Origin of the sequence: Nitrospirillum bahiense (assembly GCF_007828025.1) — a bacterium.
Taxonomy (GTDB): Bacteria; Pseudomonadota; Alphaproteobacteria; order Azospirillales; family Azospirillaceae; genus Nitrospirillum; species Nitrospirillum amazonense.
In genome coordinates this window covers 159,599-174,866 of the sequence record NZ_VITO01000002.1, presented here as the reverse complement: position 1 = coordinate 174,866, position 15,268 = coordinate 159,599, and the positions used below count along the sequence as shown (strand labels likewise).

Below are 15,268 nucleotides of genomic sequence, written 5' to 3'. Positions count from 1 at the left end.
TCCTGGCCGAGGTTCGGTCGCCCTCTCAAGGAAGCATGTCATGATGCAATCCAATGAATCCGAGGAGCGCATCCGCGCGTTGCTCTACCGGAACCTCGAGGAGGTCTTCGGCGAAGGCGACGATGCGCGCCGCCGCGCGGCAATCGACGAGCTCTGGGCACAGGATGGGGTGCTTTACGTGCCACCCGGCGTGATCGTCGGGCGCGAGGCGATCAACAAATTCGCCGGTGATCTTCGGGCGACGCATCCGCACTATGTCTACACCCCGCAGGGCAAGGCGCAGGTGCTGCACGATGCCGGGCGGCTGGCCTGGGGCTCAGGGCCGCGCGGTGAAACACCCGACTATACCGGCTGGGATGTCATCACGGTCCGCGATGGCCAAATCGCGGCGCTGTACGTCTTCCTCGACGAGACATCCGAAGAGTTTCAGCGATCCGCCGGCACACCCTAGATTTTAGCCTCCCGCAACAGGCGCACCGCGGCATCGCAGGCGCGGGCCGTCAGCGCCATATAGGTCAGCGACGGGTTCTGGCAGGCCGATGAGGCCATGGCGGCACCGTCGCTGACGAAGACGTTGGGCACGTCATGCAGCTGATTCCAGCGGTTGGTGACGGAAGCGCGCGGGTCGTCGCCCATCATGGCGCCGCCCATCTCATGGATGGCGCTGCCGCCCACGCCGGGGCGGTCCAACGACAGGACGACCTTGCCGCCTGCCGCCGACAGCATGGCGCTGGCCTCGCGCCCGGCGTCCGCCAGGGCCTTCCGCTCGTTCTCGCCATGGGTGAAGTCGATCTTGAGCAGCGGCGCGCCCACGGCATCCGTCTTGACCGGATCCAGCGTCAGGCGGTTGGTCGGCCGCGGCAGGCTTTCCGCGAAGGAGACCAGCACCATGCGCCAACCGCCGGGGCCGCGCATGGCGGCCTTGAAGTCCGTGCCCACGCCCGCCTCGCGCTTGGCCCGCGTCCAGGTGCTGCGCAAGGCGCCGCCCTGGAAGCTGTAGCCCCGCAGGAAATCACCCTCCTGCCGGTCCAGGTTGCGGAAGCGCGGAATGACGATACCCGTGGGGCGGTTGCCATAGGTCGTGCGGTCCTGGAAGCGGTCGAACAGGGCGACAGCCCCCACCGTGGTCGCATGGTCCATGATGTGGGTGCCCAGCAGGCCGCTGGAATTGCCCAGCCCTGTCGGGAAGGCATCGGACCGTGAGCGCAACAGCAAGTGGTTGGTGTTGAAGGCGCCGGCGTTGAGGAAAACGATGCGGGCGGTGTGCCGCCGCCGCTCCCCCGTCTTCACGTTCAGCACCGACACGCCGGTCGCCCGCCGCGTCTGGGCATCGTAATCCACCCGCTCCACCACCGTGTCGGTGACCAGGGTCAGGTTGCCGGTCTTCTGGGCCGCCGGCAGGGTGGAACTCTGGGTGCTGAAATAGGCGCCGTAGGAGCAGCCGCGCGCGCAGATGGAGCGGTACTGGCAAGCGGACCGTCCCTCCTTCTCTTGCGTCAGGTTGGCGGTGCGCCCGATGGTCAGCCGCCGGTCGGGCCAGCGCTGCTCGATGATTCCCTTGGCGTAGCGTTCCAGCACGTTCAGGGCCATGGGCGGCTGGTAGACACCATCGGGGAGGGAGGCCACGCCCTCCGCCTGGCCGGACACGCCGATGAAGCGTTCCACATGGTCGTACCATGGCGCCAGGTCGGCATAGCGGATGGGCCAATCGCTGCCGTGGCCGTCCTTCTTGTTGGCGCCGAAATCATAATCGCTCATGCGATAGGATTGCCGGCCCCAGGTCAGGGAGCGCCCACCCAACTGGTAGCCGCGCCACCAGTTGAATTCCGTGCCCTCAGCCACCGAATAGGGGTTGTCCCTGTCGTTCACGAAATGGTTTTGCGTGAACTCGGTGAAATGCCGATTCTTGGACTGGACGGCGAAATCGCGGGCATAGAGCGCCGCGTCGCCCTCACCCCGGAAGGGCATTTCCCAGGGTGCCAGCGTTTCGGTCACATAACCGCTGCCGTGCTCGATCATGCGGCCGCGTTCAACCATCAGGACCTTCAGGCCCTTCTCCGTCAGTTCCTTGGCGGCCCAGCCCCCGGTGATCCCGGAACCGACCACGATCGCGTCAAACTCAGTGCTCATCCGAAGTCCACCGCTGTCCAATCGTTAGACCAGGCCCGCGCATGGGGGCCCACCGGCACATCCGGGTCCCAATGTCCCGGTACGAGGTCGTATTGCAGTTCCTGCGAAGCGCCCGCCTCAGAGGTGTAGTACCCCGTGACGATCAGCCCCTTCAGCAGGCGCCAGGGCGACGCGTCGCCACCGGGTGAGCCACTGGGAGCCCCACTGGGCGCATAGGCCGCGCTATCCAGGGCCGTCAGCGCCTGTAACTGGACGGCGGGCGCCGCCGCCAGGAAGGCGCCGCCCGCCTTCAGGTCCAGCTCGAACGTCAGCCAGTCCAGCACGGTGGCGCCGGCCGGGCCCGCACCGCCGGTGAAACGGGCGGCGGGAACGGGCGCACCGGCCCCGTGCAGGCCATGGGCCAGCGCCAGGATGACGAAGGCCGGCACCCCCACCGCCAGGGCGCCGGGCGTGTCGCTGTCGGGTATCGTCAAATCGGCCACCCGGTCCAGCAGCGCCCGCTGAGAGGGCGCCAAGGCCTTGACGGCGGACGTGTCCGCGCCTGCCTTGACCTGGGCCCAAAGGGTGGCGGGCGTCAGCGCGGCGCCAGCGGCCGCCATGGCCATCAGGAACTGGCGCCGGCCGGTGCCCGGTGCATCCCGTTTACCATGATCCATGGGCTATCCTCCTGAAGGGTTCGGCGGCGGGGGATCAGCCCCATACCGCCACGAGCCCGGGTTCAAAACTTGGCTTCCGCCTGTATGCCCACCACCCGGCGCGCGTTGGGATCGATCACTTGCCACAGCCCGCCTCTGGCGAACGCCATCGTGGGGTAGAGCTGGGTCGCATAGACCTTTTCACCCAGATTGCGGCCAAACAGGTCCACCGACCAGTCGTCCTCTGACTGCCTTGGTGGGGTCCAGGGTGTGGTCGGTTGTGGTCAGCTGGTTGTTGTAGCCAGTGGAGACCGTGGCGTAGGCCATCCGTGTCCCGGTCGAAATCGTGCTGTATGCCCACGCGCCAGGTCGCGGCGTTGGCGTAGCCGGTCGAGGCGCGCAGCAGCAAATTTGATCGATGGTGTCATGGACACCCTCCCCTGTGGTGTCGGGAAGGTGACCGACGGTTTACCGGCCCATCCATTCCTCCCTGCATTTGTTGGAAATAATTAGAACCTTAATTATGGTTCTTGTCCAGGGTCAATCTGTCGCAACGACCACACTTCGGACCATGGGCGGGCCGGCACGGCGCGACGTCCGTCGGCATAGGAAATCACCAACCGCGTTGGATAGGGAAATAACTTAATATAATCAATAATCTGGGCCACAACTTCGCTGACACCCCACCGCGCGGCTTCGGCACCCGTCGCGAGGGTAAAAGATGCCCCCATTCCCAAAAGAAACTTATGCTGCGTCGCACATATCAGAATCATCATTATATTATTAAAGCCCGGCGCAACGGGTTCGGCGGGCTCGGTCGCCATATCCCAGCAGGGATGGTCGGCCCCGGCCGGTTTGCCGGCACGCCATTTTTCAGGCATGGTTAAGCATAGGTCATTGCGGTTTCCAGCAGGCGGCCGAAAATGGTATCAGCGCTATGATTCCAAATCACCACGAGCCTTTTGGGGAAAGCGGAGCTTATGAGTGAACGGAAAGCGGTGAAGCCAGGCCCGCAGCGCGAGCCCGTGCAAAGTCGCAGCAAGGCCTCGTACGAACGAATGCTGGCAGCGGCGCAGGAGCTGCTCAAGATCCATGGCAACGATGAATTCACCCTCACCGACGTCAGCCGTGTCGGTAAGGTATCCGTCGGTTCGATCTACTGCCGTTTCGACAGCAAGGATGATTTGATCCGCGTGGTGCAGGAGCGTGTTCAAACGGACATCCAGCACGAACAGCGGCAACTGATCGCGCGGGTGGCCTTGGAGACGAGCAACCTGCACGACCTTGTCGCGGCGCTGACCGCGGGCATGGCAGAGCACCTGCGCCATCATGCGGACATTCTCAGGGCCATGATGCTGCGCGCCAACCACGACCCGGTGGTGGCCCGCTTGGGCAAGATGTCCCATCAGGCGGCCATCGCCGACATCAAGCTGGCGATTCTGAGATACCGCGATGATATCGCGCACCCCGACCCGGAACGCGCCGTGCAGGCGGGGTTCAACATCATGTATTCGGCCCTGGCCCGTGTGCTGGGGCTGGGGTCGAACCGGGAACAGGGGGATGCGTGGGAATGGGAACAGCTGAAGCGCGATCTCACCCATTCCTTCGCGGCCTATCTCATGACCGAACCCCGCGCCGGCACGGCAATCGCCCATGACGGCGGCCGGCCGGGCTCTTCGGTCGATCCCGGCCCGCAGGCCGCCATGGAACACGGTACCGAAGCCGCGGCACCCATTCCCCAGCGCAAGCCGCGCGGCCGGCCCAGCACTAAGGTCAAGGCGGGCTGAACGCCCCCCCCGTGCCCCGCCGCCGCGGGTGCCGTCATCGGGCCTGTCAGCCGGTCGCCCGCTCGATGACCAGCCGCAGGGGCAGGTCCTGGCTGCTCCACCCCAGCATCACGTCGTGCCGGCCCGGGGCCGTCCGCCAGCCGCCCGCCGAGGTGTCCCAGTGGGCGAAGGCGCGCGACGGCAGCGTGAGGCGAACCGGCACCTCCTCCCCCGCCGGCACGACGACGCTGGCGAAGCCGCGCAAGTGCCGGACACTGTCCGGCCCGGCGACATAGGCCTGGAGCACCGCCTTGCCCGCACGCGGGCCGACGTTGCGCACCCGTGCCGCCACCACCGCGCCACCGTCGGCCGTTGGCGTCAGCGACGGATCGGATGCCTCGAACCGGGTATAGCCGAAGCCGGCGCCGAAGGCGTGCAGCGGCGCCGTGCCGGCGGCCTGCATGCCCTTGTAGCCGATGAGATGTCCCTCCCGGTAGGGCACGTCGCCCGACGCCTCCGGCTTCAGGCCGAAGGCGGGGTAATCGCCGTCCTGGCGGGCGATGCTCAGGGGCAGCCGGCCGCCAGGCTCCCGGTCGCCGGCCAGCACCTGGGCCAAGGCGGGCCCATATTGCTCACCGGGGTACCAGGTGATCATCAGGCCCCTCACCTTCTCTTGCCAGGACAGGTCGAAGGCGTGGGCCACGTTGCATATGGCCACGATGTTGGGGTTGACCTCCCGCAGGCGGTGCAGCAACTCGATCTGGGCGGCCGGCAGGGAGGTGCCGGGGCGGTCCTTGCTTTCCACGCCGGCATCCGCCGTCTCACCCAGCATCAGCAGCACGACGTCCGCCTGCGCCGCCGCGGCCAGGGCGCGCGCCAGCATCTCGGCCGGCAGGTCCGGGCCCGCCATGCCATACCACAGGCCTTGGGCCCGCGCCGGGGTGTAAGCCACCTCGAAGGACAGCAGCACGGGCGTGCCGGCGGCCAGGTCCAGCACCACCGACTGGCTGTCGCCGCCCTTGAGCATGCCCATGAGGTCGGACGGCGCCACCGGGCCGCCGCCGCTGAACACCTCGCGGCCATCCACGGTTAGGCGCAGCCTGCCCGTGCCGCCGATGTGGATGCGGTGCGCGCCGTCCCGTTCGGGCACATACCAGCCGCTGGCCCGGATGCGACCGGCCTGCTTCAGGTGGTCTGTTCCCGGCAATCCGACGAACCATGTCAGCGAGTTGGTGTCGCGGGTCTCCGCGAACACGGGTTCGCCGTCGCCATCGCTGACAAAGAACTCCACCGTCATGCCGCGCGACGCCCCGTCGCCCAGGTCACGGGCGGGGGTGACGCTCAGGGGCGGCAGGCGGTATTCCGGCGCCACGCCCTGCTCATAGACCACCTGGACGGAATCGCCGAAGCGTTCGCGGATGGCGCGCAGTGGCGTGGCGAAGTCGGGACGCACCGCGATCTTGGCGAAGGTGCCGCCCTGCAGGCAGGGGCTGGCCGCGTTGGGGCCGATAATCGCCAGCCGCCGCACCGCGGCCGGTGCCAGTGGCAGCACGTCGCCCTCGTTCTTCAGCAGCACGAAGCCGGCCGCGGCGGCCTCGACCAGCACGCCGTCCGGGTCGGCCACGGCCCTGCCACGCGGCAGCCCGTCGATGGCCCGCACCGCCCCGGCCACACGGCCCGCCGCGTCGGCCAGGCGATCCGCCGGCACCGTGCCGGCCGCCACCGCGGCGGCGAACTTCGTCCCCAGCACCCGGTCGGGACCGGGCATGTCCAGATCCAGTCCCGCCAGGGCGGAGCGCACGGTGTCGCGGCCCCCGAACCAGTCGGACACGATGAAGCCGGGATAGCGCCAGTCCCCCTTGACGATATCCGTCAGCAGCTGGCGATGTTCCACGCAATAATGGCCGTTGAGGCGGTTGTACGCCGCCAGGATGCCGACGCAACCGGCCGTCGCCGCCATCTCGAACGGCAGCAGGTAAACCTCACGCAGGGCGCGGTCATCGATCACGGCGTTCATACTGTCGCGATCGGTCTCGCTGTCGTTGCACACCAGGTGCTTGGCGACGGACCCCACCCCCTGGCTCTGCAGGCCGGCGATCCAGGCAGCCCCCAGGGCGCCGGCGAGATAAGGGTCCTCGCCGAACAGCTCGAACGCGCGGCCACAGAGGGGGCTGCGCTGCAGGTTCAGGTTCGGCGCCAGCACGGCGTCCACGCCCAGGCGCCGCGCTTCATCGCCCACGATGGCGCCCACGCGGGCCACCAGGTCGGCGTCGAAGCTGGCCCCCAGGGCGGTGCCGCAAGGCGTCAGGACCGCCACGTCCCGCTCATCCACCCGGCCCGAGGCGATGCCCATCGGGCCATCCGCCATCTTGATGGAGCGGATGCCGGGCCGTTCGGCCGTCGACCACATGTCACGGCCACTCGTCAGCGGGGCGATGGCGACGGGATCATCCGGCAAATCGACAGACATTCGAAAATTCCCCCAAGGTGCCGGCGTTCAGAGGTCAGCCAGCAGCATGATTTGTTGGGCCTGGACCTGGACCTGCTCCAGGATACCGGCGTCGATCAAATGCCCCTCGGCATCGAAGGGCTTCTGCGCCACCGTGTTCACGGCGATGCCCAGCGGGGTGGGCCATCCCCGCATCGCGTGGACGATCCCGCGCAACGCCGTCAGCGTCACGCCGCCCGCCTGCCAGCCCGCCGCCGTGACCGTCAATCCGACCGGCACCCCGTCAAAATAGGGGCGGTCGTCGTCACGCAAGTCCTCCAGCAGGTCGATGGCGTTCTTCACCAGGCCGGAGACGCCGCCATGATAGCCGGGGGACCCGATGACCAGGCCGTCCGCCGCGCGCACCGCGTCGACGAAATCGCGCTGCTCCGCCGTGCGCTGGCGGTTCTCCGGCGCGAAGTGCGGAAGGGCCGCCAGGTCGGCGCCGCCGAAAAGCCGGGTTTCGGCCCCCAGGGCCGCGGCGGCCGACAACACAGCCGCCACCATGCGCTCGCCGGAGGAGCCCGGGCGGGTGGTGCCGCCGAAGCCGACGATCAGCGGCCGGCTCATCGCTCGCCCTCTCTCAGGGCCGGAATGACCTTCCGGGCCATCAGGTCCAGCGTCTGGTTGGCATAGGCCATGCGCCGTTCGGTCAGGGGGCCGGTCAGCATGCCGCACAGGATGTTGCCGATGCCCAGTTCCTGGTAGGGCCGCAGATGCTCGATCACCGTCTCGGGGCTGCCGTAGAGGCACCAGGTGCCGATCCAGTCTTCCGTCAAGGCGTTGGGGGTCCGGTCCGTCTTCTTGTTGGCCTCCGTCGCCTCGGCCTTGGCGTTGAACGCCGCCTCGCGGTCAACGGCTTCCTGGTAAACCGTCAGGATGTCCTCCAGTTCGCGGCGGGCCTGCGCGTCGGTCTCCGCCACGTGCACGCACTGGTAGGTGTGCGTCGACCAGGACAGGGCATGGGCCACGACCTCGGGCGCATGGCCGGCCGCCATCAGCATGTCGCGATAGGCGGTGAAGTATTTGCGCACATGGACCATGGGCTCCGTCCCGCCAATCCGGGGCGGGGTGAACGCCGGAATGAAGGCGGGCCAGCCGTGCTCCGCCGCGCGCCGGGCGCTGGTCTCCTTCATGGCCACCGGCATCAGCTTGGCATGGCCCGGGGTGTAGGCCACCGGCGCGATCCGCTGCACCACCTCGCCCTTGTAATGGCCGTTGTCGAAGACGACCGGCGCGTCGTGCGCGGCCTTGGCCCATAGCGTTTCGGCGATCGCCAGGTTCTCCTCCGCCAGGCGGGAGGCGTCCTTATAGTTCACGCCGAAGCCGATCATCTCCTCCGGCGTCGTGCCGCTGCCCACACCGACCAGAATCCGCCCCTCGGTCAGCTGGTCCAGGATGTTGATGCGCTCCACGAACCGCACCGGGTGATGCAGCGGCACGGTGGTGACGGAGAAGCCGAAATGCACCCGCTTCAGGCGCGCCGCCAGGTAGGCGGCGAACAGGAAGGGATCGGACGCCATGGGCATGTAGCCCGTGAAATGGTGATCCGGCAGGAAGACGGCGTCGAAACCGGACGCCTCGGCCCGTTCGGCATGGTCGATCATGCCCAGCATCACGGCGCGGTCTTGCTCCGGCCCCATGGACCGGGCGTTCAGAAAGGTCGAGAAGCGCACTGTTTCCTCCGTTAGATCGCCCTGTTCCGGCCCGGACCCGCTCTCCGTCGCGGTCCGGCCGGTGGCCATGGGACCGGATCTGGCATCTAAATTAGAATTGTAATTCTTAATTTGTAACTGGCAAAATCGCTTGCCGTCAATCGAAACCGATCAGCGGCGCCACAAAACCGCTGACAGGCGCGAAAAACGAAGGTTCATGCGCTTGCCGGCGACTCCCGCGTTGACAAAACAGTTCCCTCATCGTCATTATTTTCAAAATAATAATTCTGTTATGGCGCACGGCGCCGCAGGGAGGAAATTCATGGTGGATCGGGCGATCGTCGCGCCGACAGAGGGTGCCCAGCGCAAGGCCGGTCTGGGACAGGGCATCATTCTGGTGATCAGCGGGTTCCTGCCCATCCTGGCGATCATCTCGCTGGCCCCGGCCGTGCCCACCATCCTGGACCACTTCCATGATGTGGCGAACGCGTCGCTGCTGGTGCCAGTGCTGGTCTCCGCGCCGGGCTTGGCCATCGCCGTGCTGGCCCCCTTTGCCGGACTGGCCGTGGACCGGCTGGGCCGGCGGCCGCTGCTGGTCTGGTCGACGCTGCTGTATGGCATCGCGGGCGCCCTGCCCTATTTCCTGGACGGCCTTCATGCCGTCATCGCGTCCCGCCTGTTGCTGGGCGTGGCGGAGGCGGCGATCCTGACCATCGTCAACACGCTGATCGCCGACTATTACGACCCGGCGGGCCGGCGCAAATGGCTGGTCATCCAGGGGGTCACCGGCTCGGCCCTGGCGCCGGCCGTGATCGCGGCGTCCGGTGTGCTGACCGAACTGCGCTGGAACGGCGTCTTCCTCATCTACCTCATCGCCCTGCCCATCTTCCTGGGCATGTACGCCCTGATTTTCGAGCCGGAAAAGTCCGCCGCACCCCAGGCCCGGTCGGCGGAGGGTGACGGCACCGTCCCGTCCTTCCCGGTGCGCGCCGTGGCGCTGTATGGCGCCGTCACCCTGCTGGCCTCCACCATCTATTACGTCTTCATCATCCAGGGCGGCCTAGTGTTCCGTGAGGTGGGCGTCGACAGCCCCAGCAGGGTGGGCACCTTGATCTCAGTGGCCAGCGTCGGTGTGCCCATCGGCACGCTGCTGTTCGGCTACCTCGGCAAGCGCGCCACGGCGCTGCAGCTGGCGGGCTTCTTCGCCCTGCTGGGCGTAGGCCTGACCGGCGTGGGGCTGTCGGGCGACTACAGGGTCATGCTGGCGCTGTTGCTGCTGCAGCAGATGGGCGCCGGCATGACGGTACCGTCCCTGATCGCCTGGGCACAGGGCGTGCTGCCTTTCGCCCATCGCGGACGCGGCATGGGCATCTGGGCCTCCTGCTTCTTCCTCGGCCAATTCACCAGCCCCTTTGTCGTCGCCGGCGCCAAGGCGCTGACGAACGGAACGGTGCAGGCCGCCTTCGTCACCATGGGCCTCGTGGCCCTCGCCGCCGCCGGTGCCGCCCTGGCGGCCTTGCTGAACGCCAAGCCATCCCCCCTGGACGCGGTGCCCTGACGCGCACCCCGCCGGACCATTCGGCCATGAGGCGGCCCCATGACGGGGTGCGCGATGGCCCTTCCAAACCTAGGAGTTTCCCCATGTACCTGGCCGCCTGCATCGAGTGGCTGTTCGCCGCCGAGCACCCGTCCTTTCCCGACCGCATCCATGCCGCCAAGGCTGCGGGGCTGACGGCGGTGGAGTTCCACCTGTGGCGGGACAAACCCCTGGCGGAGGTGCGCCGCGCCCTGGACGAGACCGGGGTGCGGCTGGCCAGCATGGTCGTCGAACCGCGGCGCAGCCTAATCGACCCCGCCCAGCATGAGGAATTCCTGGCCGCGGTGCGCGACAGCCTGCGCGCCGCCAAGGAGGCGGGCGCGCCGGCCCTGGTGGTGGCGTCCGGCTTCACAAGGCCGGACGTGTCGCGCCAGGAACAGCATGACATCGCCGTCGGCGTCCTGAAGCAGGCGGCAGCCTTGGCCGAACAGGCCGGCATCCTGCTGCTGCTGGAACCGCTCAACACCCGCGTCGAACATCCGGGCATGTTCCTCGACAGCACGGCCGAAGGGCTGGACATGGTGGAGGAAGTCGGCAGCCCCAACCTGCGCCTGCTGTATGACATGTACCACTCCACCGTCATGGGGGAAGACCCGGCCCAGGTGCTGGCCGGCCGCTTTCACCTGGTGGGGCACATCCAGGTCGCCGACGTGCCCGGGCGGCATCAGCCGGGCAGCGGCACGGTGGATTGGCCGCGCTACGTCGGCGTCCTGCGGGACCTGGGCTATGCCGGCGCCGTGGGCCTGGAATACAAGCCCGAGGGCCCGACCCTGGAGACCCTGGCAACGGCTCGCGCCACGCTGGGTCTGTAACCTCACCTGGGGAGAGAAACGGCGATGTCCACGCACACCGGGGGCGGCATCGCCGCCCCGATCCCAGTCCATCCGGCCGCCGGCGACGGCGCCACAACGACCGCCGCGGGCGCCGCCCTACCCTGGCGCGCCAAGATCAGCTACGGCGCCGGCGACTTCGCCTTTGGCCTGTGCTGGAACATGGTCGGGGCCTTCCTGCTCTATTTCTATACCGACGTGGCGCTGCTGCCGGTGGGCGTTGTCGGCACGCTGTTCCTGCTGTCACGGCTGCTGGACGCCGGCATCGACCCGGTGGTCGGCCTTCTGGTGGACCGAACGCGCAGCCGTTGGGGCAGGACCCGGCCCTACTTCCTCTATGGCGCGCTGCCTTTCGGCCTGTTCTCCGTAGCCGTCTTCTACGTTCCACCCCTGGGGGACACGGGCAAGCTGGTCTGGGCCGGCGCCACTTTCATCATCCTGGGCCTGCTGTTCTCCGTCGTGAACATTCCCTACAGCGCGCTTCTGCCCATGATGACGGGGCGCCAGCGGGAACGGGTGCAGGTCAGCAGCCTCCGCTCCGCCGGCACCGCCCTGTCGGTCATCTTCGCCACCGCAGGCACCATGCCCCTGGTGACGGCGTTGGGCGGCGGCGACAAGGCACGGGGCTTCCTCTTGACCGCCCTGCTGGCGGCCGGCGTGTCGGTGGCGCTGATCCTGAACCTGTTCGCCAACTGCCGCGAAGTCATCCATGACAAGGGGGACGAACCACCTGCCACCCTGTCCGCCGTCGCGAACATGGTCCGCAACCGCGCCTGGCTGGTGGTGTTCCTGTTCACCATCCTGAACTTCATCCGCTTCGGCGCCGTGCTGGCGGTGACGGCGTATTTCGCCCTGAATGTCCTGCACCAGCCGTGGATGATCTCCATCCTGCTGCCGGCCATCTCCGGCACGCTGCTGATCGGGTCGGCGATCGCACCGCCCTATCTGCGCCGCTTCGGCATGCGCCAGGGCAACCGCCTGGTGCTGATCGCGGCCACTGGGCTGTACCTGGTCCTGCCCCTGGCTGAAGGCCAGCCCGGGCTGTTCCTGGCGATCTACATCCTGGCCTCAGTCCTCATCAGCGTCACCATGACGGCGATCTTCGCCATGGCGGCCGAGACCGTGGACTATCACGAAGCCCATTTCGGCGTGCGGCATGAGGGCTTGCTGTCGGCCGGCATCAGCCTGTCGACCAAGATCGGCATGGCCCTGGGCGGCGCCGTCATCGCCTATGGACTGGCATGGGTGGACTACAATCCCGCCGCCGTCAGCGACGGGGCCGTGCACATGGTGCACGCGCTGTATTATGTGCCGGCAGTCCTGGTGCTGGTGCTGCAGATCATCTGCATCAGCTTCTATCCCGCCATACCCAAGCGGGCCCAGGCCTGAAACCGGCGCAAGAAAAGGGGCGCGACGGTCAAGCCGCCGCGCCCCAGTACCGGCATGGAATGGAAGGGCTATGCCGGGATCACCAGTTCCTTCGTGTCGCGCGTGGTCGGCACGAAGGGAAGATAGGAGACGCGGATACGCTCCGACAGCTGCAGACGGTGGCGGCCTGGGGCCAGGCCGTCGGGGCGCAGCACCGTCACCGCCGCCTTCTCACCGAAGTTCCAGCGCTCCGCGTATTCCGTCTCCATCTCGTCCAGCGTCCAGGTGCGGCCGCGGACGGAGAAGCGGACATCCTGGCGGGAAACCGGTTCGCCATCGATGATGACGCCGATGTCCTCGACCATGGAAAGGCCAATGCCGCGGTAGTAGGGCAGCCGGGCCAGGAAGGTGAAGCCGACCACCTGGCCGTCCTCGACCACGTTGCCGAAACCGTCCTCGCAGATCATGTATTTGTCGAACATGGTGGCCCCTCCCCTCACGCGGCGCCGACGGCGGCCTGCGGCTCACCAATTAGCTTCTTGAACATTTCCTGCTGGCGGCGGACCTGCTCGATGGAATCCACCGGGAAGGCGTCCTGGATCCAGCGGTTGCCTTCGTATTCGGAGCAGATGTAGCCCTTGTAGCCGCCCTGCTTCAGCACGCGGATGATCTCGTCATACGGGATCGACGGCTCCACCAAATCCTCCGTCATTTCATAGAACTTGGCGTGGATGTTCCAGATGCGGTCCATGTGGTCCAGCATGCGCTTGGGCTCGAACGCCGCGTTGTGGCGCAGGGTGGTGGCCATGCCGATGGCGGGGCCGACACCGCCCATCTTCTCCACCTCCAGGATCACGTACTCGCTCAGGACCCGGTCCTCGTAGGCCTTGCAGATATAGTCGGCGATGTGCTGGGGAACGCCGTCGCGGATGAACTTCTCCTTCCACACGGGCGGGAAGGCGAACAGGAACATGCCCATGTCCGGCAGGAATCCCAGGTAGTCGGAGCCCGACTTCTCGAACGCCTCGGCATGGCGGATGATCCAGGGATGATCGAAGTGCAGCGGCGCATGCACCTCGATCAGGAGGCGCACGTTGCGGCTTTCCGCGTAATCGGCGCACGCCACCAGCACCTTGGGATCGATGGAGACCAGGGCGCGGGTGTAGGGGCAGCCGAGCCGGGCCGCATGGTCGATATCGACCTTGCAGGAGGCCACCTGCTCATCGAACGGCATCGGCCGGTCCTTGTACTTCTTGTAGTCCAGCATGAAGTCATGGCACACGGGCGTCGTGCCGTACTTGGCCATCAGCGCGTGCCAATTGTCGTAGACGGACGGGTCCAGCGGGTTGGGATAGTCGGGAAACGTCTGCTCGCTGATGAGTTCGATGCCGTTGGCGCCCATCTCGGCGGAGACCTTGATCAGGTCTTCCAGCGACTTCTGCCGCAGGAAATATTCTTCCTGGTAACTGTAGAGGCTGACGCCCCGCTTGATGTCGTACGTCGACATGAAAGCTGTCCTTGTCAGATGCGGCCCCGCCGGGAGCCGGTTTGGACGGCGGTCTCAGGCCAGAGCCCGATCTCTTGGATTCCGGATGGCGACCCCGCGCCTCCCCGCGCGCGTCGCCTGGTCATGGCGGCCGCGCGCGCCGGGAAACCGGCTGGGGCCGTGATGAAACGATATTGGTATCAATATTATTATTCTTGTTCTGGAAAATCAATCGTCCCGCAAATGGTGCGCCCCCAGTTACAACCCGAGCAGGCGGCGGTTCAGCGCCCTGTCGCCCCCCGCATCGGCGAAATCGTCGAACGCCCGCTCGGTCACGCGGATGATGTGGTCCTGGATGAAGCGCGCGCCTTCACGGGCGCCGTCCTCGGGATGCTTCAAGGCGCATTCCCATTCCAGCACCGCCCAGTTGGGATAGTCGTAGGCCGCCATCTTGGAGAAGACAGCTTTGAAATCCACCTGGCCATCCCCCAGCGACCGGAAGCGACCGGGCCGGTCGACCCAGCCCTGATAGCCGCCGTAGACGCCCGACCGCCCGTTGGGCCGGAACTCCGCATCCTTCACGTGGAAGGCGCGAATCCGCTCATGATAGATGTCGATGAAGGCCAGATAGTCGAGCTGCTGCAGCACGAAATGGCTGGGATCGAACAGGATGTTGGCACGGGGGTGCTGGCCAACGGCCTCCAGGAAGCGCTCGAAGGTGGCGCCGTCGTGCAGGTCCTCCCCCGGGTGCAGTTCGAAGCAGACATCGACGCCGGCGTCGTCGAACGCATCCAGGATGGGCCGCCAGCGCCGCGCCAGCTCGGCGAACGCCTCCTCCACCAGGCCCGCCGGCCGCTGCGGCCAGGGATAGAGGTAAGGCCAGGCCAGCGCGCCGGAGAAGCTGGCGTGCCCCGTGAGCCCCAGGTTGGCGCTGGCCCGGGCGGCCATCCGCATCTGGTCCACCGCCCAGGCCTGCCGCGCCGCCGGATTGCCGCGCACCGACGGGTCGGCGAAGCCGTCGAACTGCGCGTCATAGGCGGGATGGACGGCGACCAGCTGCCCCTGCAGGTGCGTGGACAGTTCCGTCACGGTCAAGCCGTGGGCGGCAAGCGTGCCCGTGACCTCCTGCGCGTAGTCGCGGCTTTCCGCCGCCAGGCGCAGGTTGAAAAGGCGGGAATCCCAACTGGGGATCTGCACCCCCTTGAAGCCCAGGCCCGCGGCCCAGGCGGCGATGCCGGCCAGGCTGTTGAAGGGGGCGGCATCGCCGGCGAATTGCGCCAGGAAGATGCCCGGCCCTTTGATGGTTCGCATGG

The 15,268-nt window shown here is 67.2% G+C and carries 15 protein-coding genes; 5 read left to right on the top strand and 10 right to left on the bottom strand.

The features are described from left to right. The first annotated feature begins 40 nt into the window (after positions 1 to 40). Positions 41 to 451, top strand: a complete 411-nt coding sequence (locus FBZ88_RS03450) for a nuclear transport factor 2 family protein (RefSeq protein WP_145609692.1) — start codon at positions 41 to 43, stop codon at positions 449 to 451. On the opposite strand, the gene FBZ88_RS03445 is transcribed toward FBZ88_RS03450, so the two are convergent. From FBZ88_RS03445 to FBZ88_RS03435, 4 genes are all read right to left on the bottom strand, one after another. Further along, positions 448 to 2,130, bottom strand: a complete 1,683-nt coding sequence (locus tag FBZ88_RS03445) for an FAD-dependent oxidoreductase (protein ID WP_145615446.1) — start codon at positions 2,128 to 2,130, stop codon at positions 448 to 450. The two genes, FBZ88_RS03450 and FBZ88_RS03445, sit on opposite strands and share 4 nt — an antisense overlap. Continuing rightward, positions 2,127 to 2,786 carry a gluconate 2-dehydrogenase subunit 3 family protein gene (locus FBZ88_RS03440; protein WP_145615445.1) on the bottom strand — a complete coding sequence of 220 codons (660 nt, stop codon included), beginning with the start codon at positions 2,784 to 2,786 and terminating at the stop codon, positions 2,127 to 2,129. Before FBZ88_RS03440 ends, FBZ88_RS03445 begins: the two co-directional genes overlap by 4 nt. 62 nt (positions 2,787 to 2,848) lie before the next feature. Continuing rightward, positions 2,849 to 2,995, bottom strand: a complete 147-nt coding sequence (locus tag FBZ88_RS30100) for a hypothetical protein (protein ID WP_186464180.1) — start codon at positions 2,993 to 2,995, stop codon at positions 2,849 to 2,851. Positions 2,996 to 3,286: 291 nt separating this feature from the next. Continuing rightward, positions 3,287 to 3,646: a hypothetical protein gene (locus FBZ88_RS03435; protein ID WP_145615444.1), complete on the bottom strand. Its 360-nt coding sequence runs from the start codon at positions 3,644 to 3,646 to the stop codon at positions 3,287 to 3,289. Positions 3,647 to 3,745: 99 nt separating this feature from the next. On the opposite strand from FBZ88_RS03435, the gene FBZ88_RS03430 reads away from it, so the two are divergent. Then, a complete protein-coding gene (locus FBZ88_RS03430) occupies positions 3,746 to 4,552 on the top strand; it encodes a TetR/AcrR family transcriptional regulator (protein WP_145615443.1) in 807 nt (268 codons plus the stop codon). Positions 4,553 to 4,598: 46 nt separating this feature from the next. On the opposite strand, the gene FBZ88_RS03425 is transcribed toward FBZ88_RS03430, so the two are convergent. From FBZ88_RS03425 to FBZ88_RS03415, 3 genes are read right to left on the bottom strand one after another with little or no spacing between them, the layout of a single operon-like run. After that, positions 4,599 to 7,001: a beta-glucosidase gene (locus FBZ88_RS03425; RefSeq protein ID WP_145615442.1), complete on the bottom strand. Its 2,403-nt coding sequence runs from the start codon at positions 6,999 to 7,001 to the stop codon at positions 4,599 to 4,601. A gap of 27 nt (positions 7,002 to 7,028) precedes the next feature. Further along, positions 7,029 to 7,589, bottom strand: a complete 561-nt coding sequence (locus tag FBZ88_RS03420; protein WP_145615441.1) for an NADPH-dependent FMN reductase — start codon at positions 7,587 to 7,589, stop codon at positions 7,029 to 7,031. Beyond that, positions 7,586 to 8,764 (bottom strand): LLM class flavin-dependent oxidoreductase, encoded by a 1,179-nt coding sequence (locus FBZ88_RS03415; protein WP_246138476.1) that lies wholly within the window; start codon positions 8,762 to 8,764, stop codon positions 7,586 to 7,588. Before FBZ88_RS03415 ends, FBZ88_RS03420 begins: the two co-directional genes overlap by 4 nt. A 232-nt stretch (positions 8,765 to 8,996) precedes the next feature. Between FBZ88_RS03415 and FBZ88_RS03410 the strand changes: the two genes are divergently transcribed. From FBZ88_RS03410 to FBZ88_RS03400, 3 genes are all read left to right on the top strand, one after another. Beyond that, positions 8,997 to 10,232 carry an MFS transporter gene (locus tag FBZ88_RS03410; RefSeq protein ID WP_246138475.1) on the top strand — a complete coding sequence of 412 codons (1,236 nt, stop codon included), beginning with the start codon at positions 8,997 to 8,999 and terminating at the stop codon, positions 10,230 to 10,232. An 83-nt stretch (positions 10,233 to 10,315) separates the two neighbouring features. Beyond that, on the top strand, positions 10,316 to 11,083 hold the full coding sequence (locus tag FBZ88_RS03405; RefSeq protein WP_145615440.1) for a hydroxypyruvate isomerase family protein: 768 nt from the start codon (positions 10,316 to 10,318) through the stop codon (positions 11,081 to 11,083). Positions 11,084 to 11,107: 24 nt separating this feature from the next. Further along, positions 11,108 to 12,490: an MFS transporter gene (locus FBZ88_RS03400; protein WP_145615439.1), complete on the top strand. Its 1,383-nt coding sequence runs from the start codon at positions 11,108 to 11,110 to the stop codon at positions 12,488 to 12,490. A 68-nt stretch (positions 12,491 to 12,558) separates the two neighbouring features. Here the strand turns inward: FBZ88_RS03400 and FBZ88_RS03395 are convergent, their stop codons facing one another. The 3 genes from FBZ88_RS03395 to FBZ88_RS03385 all read right to left on the bottom strand — a co-directional run bounded on the left by FBZ88_RS03395 (position 12,559) and on the right by FBZ88_RS03385 (position 15,266). Then, entirely contained in the window at positions 12,559 to 12,951 is a 393-nt protein-coding gene (locus tag FBZ88_RS03395; protein ID WP_145615438.1) for a C-glycoside deglycosidase beta subunit domain-containing protein, read from the bottom strand. Positions 12,952 to 12,965: 14 nt separating this feature from the next. Then, positions 12,966 to 13,976 carry a sugar phosphate isomerase/epimerase family protein gene (locus tag FBZ88_RS03390; protein WP_145615437.1) on the bottom strand — a complete coding sequence of 337 codons (1,011 nt, stop codon included), beginning with the start codon at positions 13,974 to 13,976 and terminating at the stop codon, positions 12,966 to 12,968. A gap of 237 nt (positions 13,977 to 14,213) precedes the next feature. Then, positions 14,214 to 15,266 carry a sugar phosphate isomerase/epimerase family protein gene (locus FBZ88_RS03385; RefSeq protein ID WP_145615436.1) on the bottom strand — a complete coding sequence of 351 codons (1,053 nt, stop codon included), beginning with the start codon at positions 15,264 to 15,266 and terminating at the stop codon, positions 14,214 to 14,216. Positions 15,267 to 15,268: the final 2 nt, after the last annotated feature.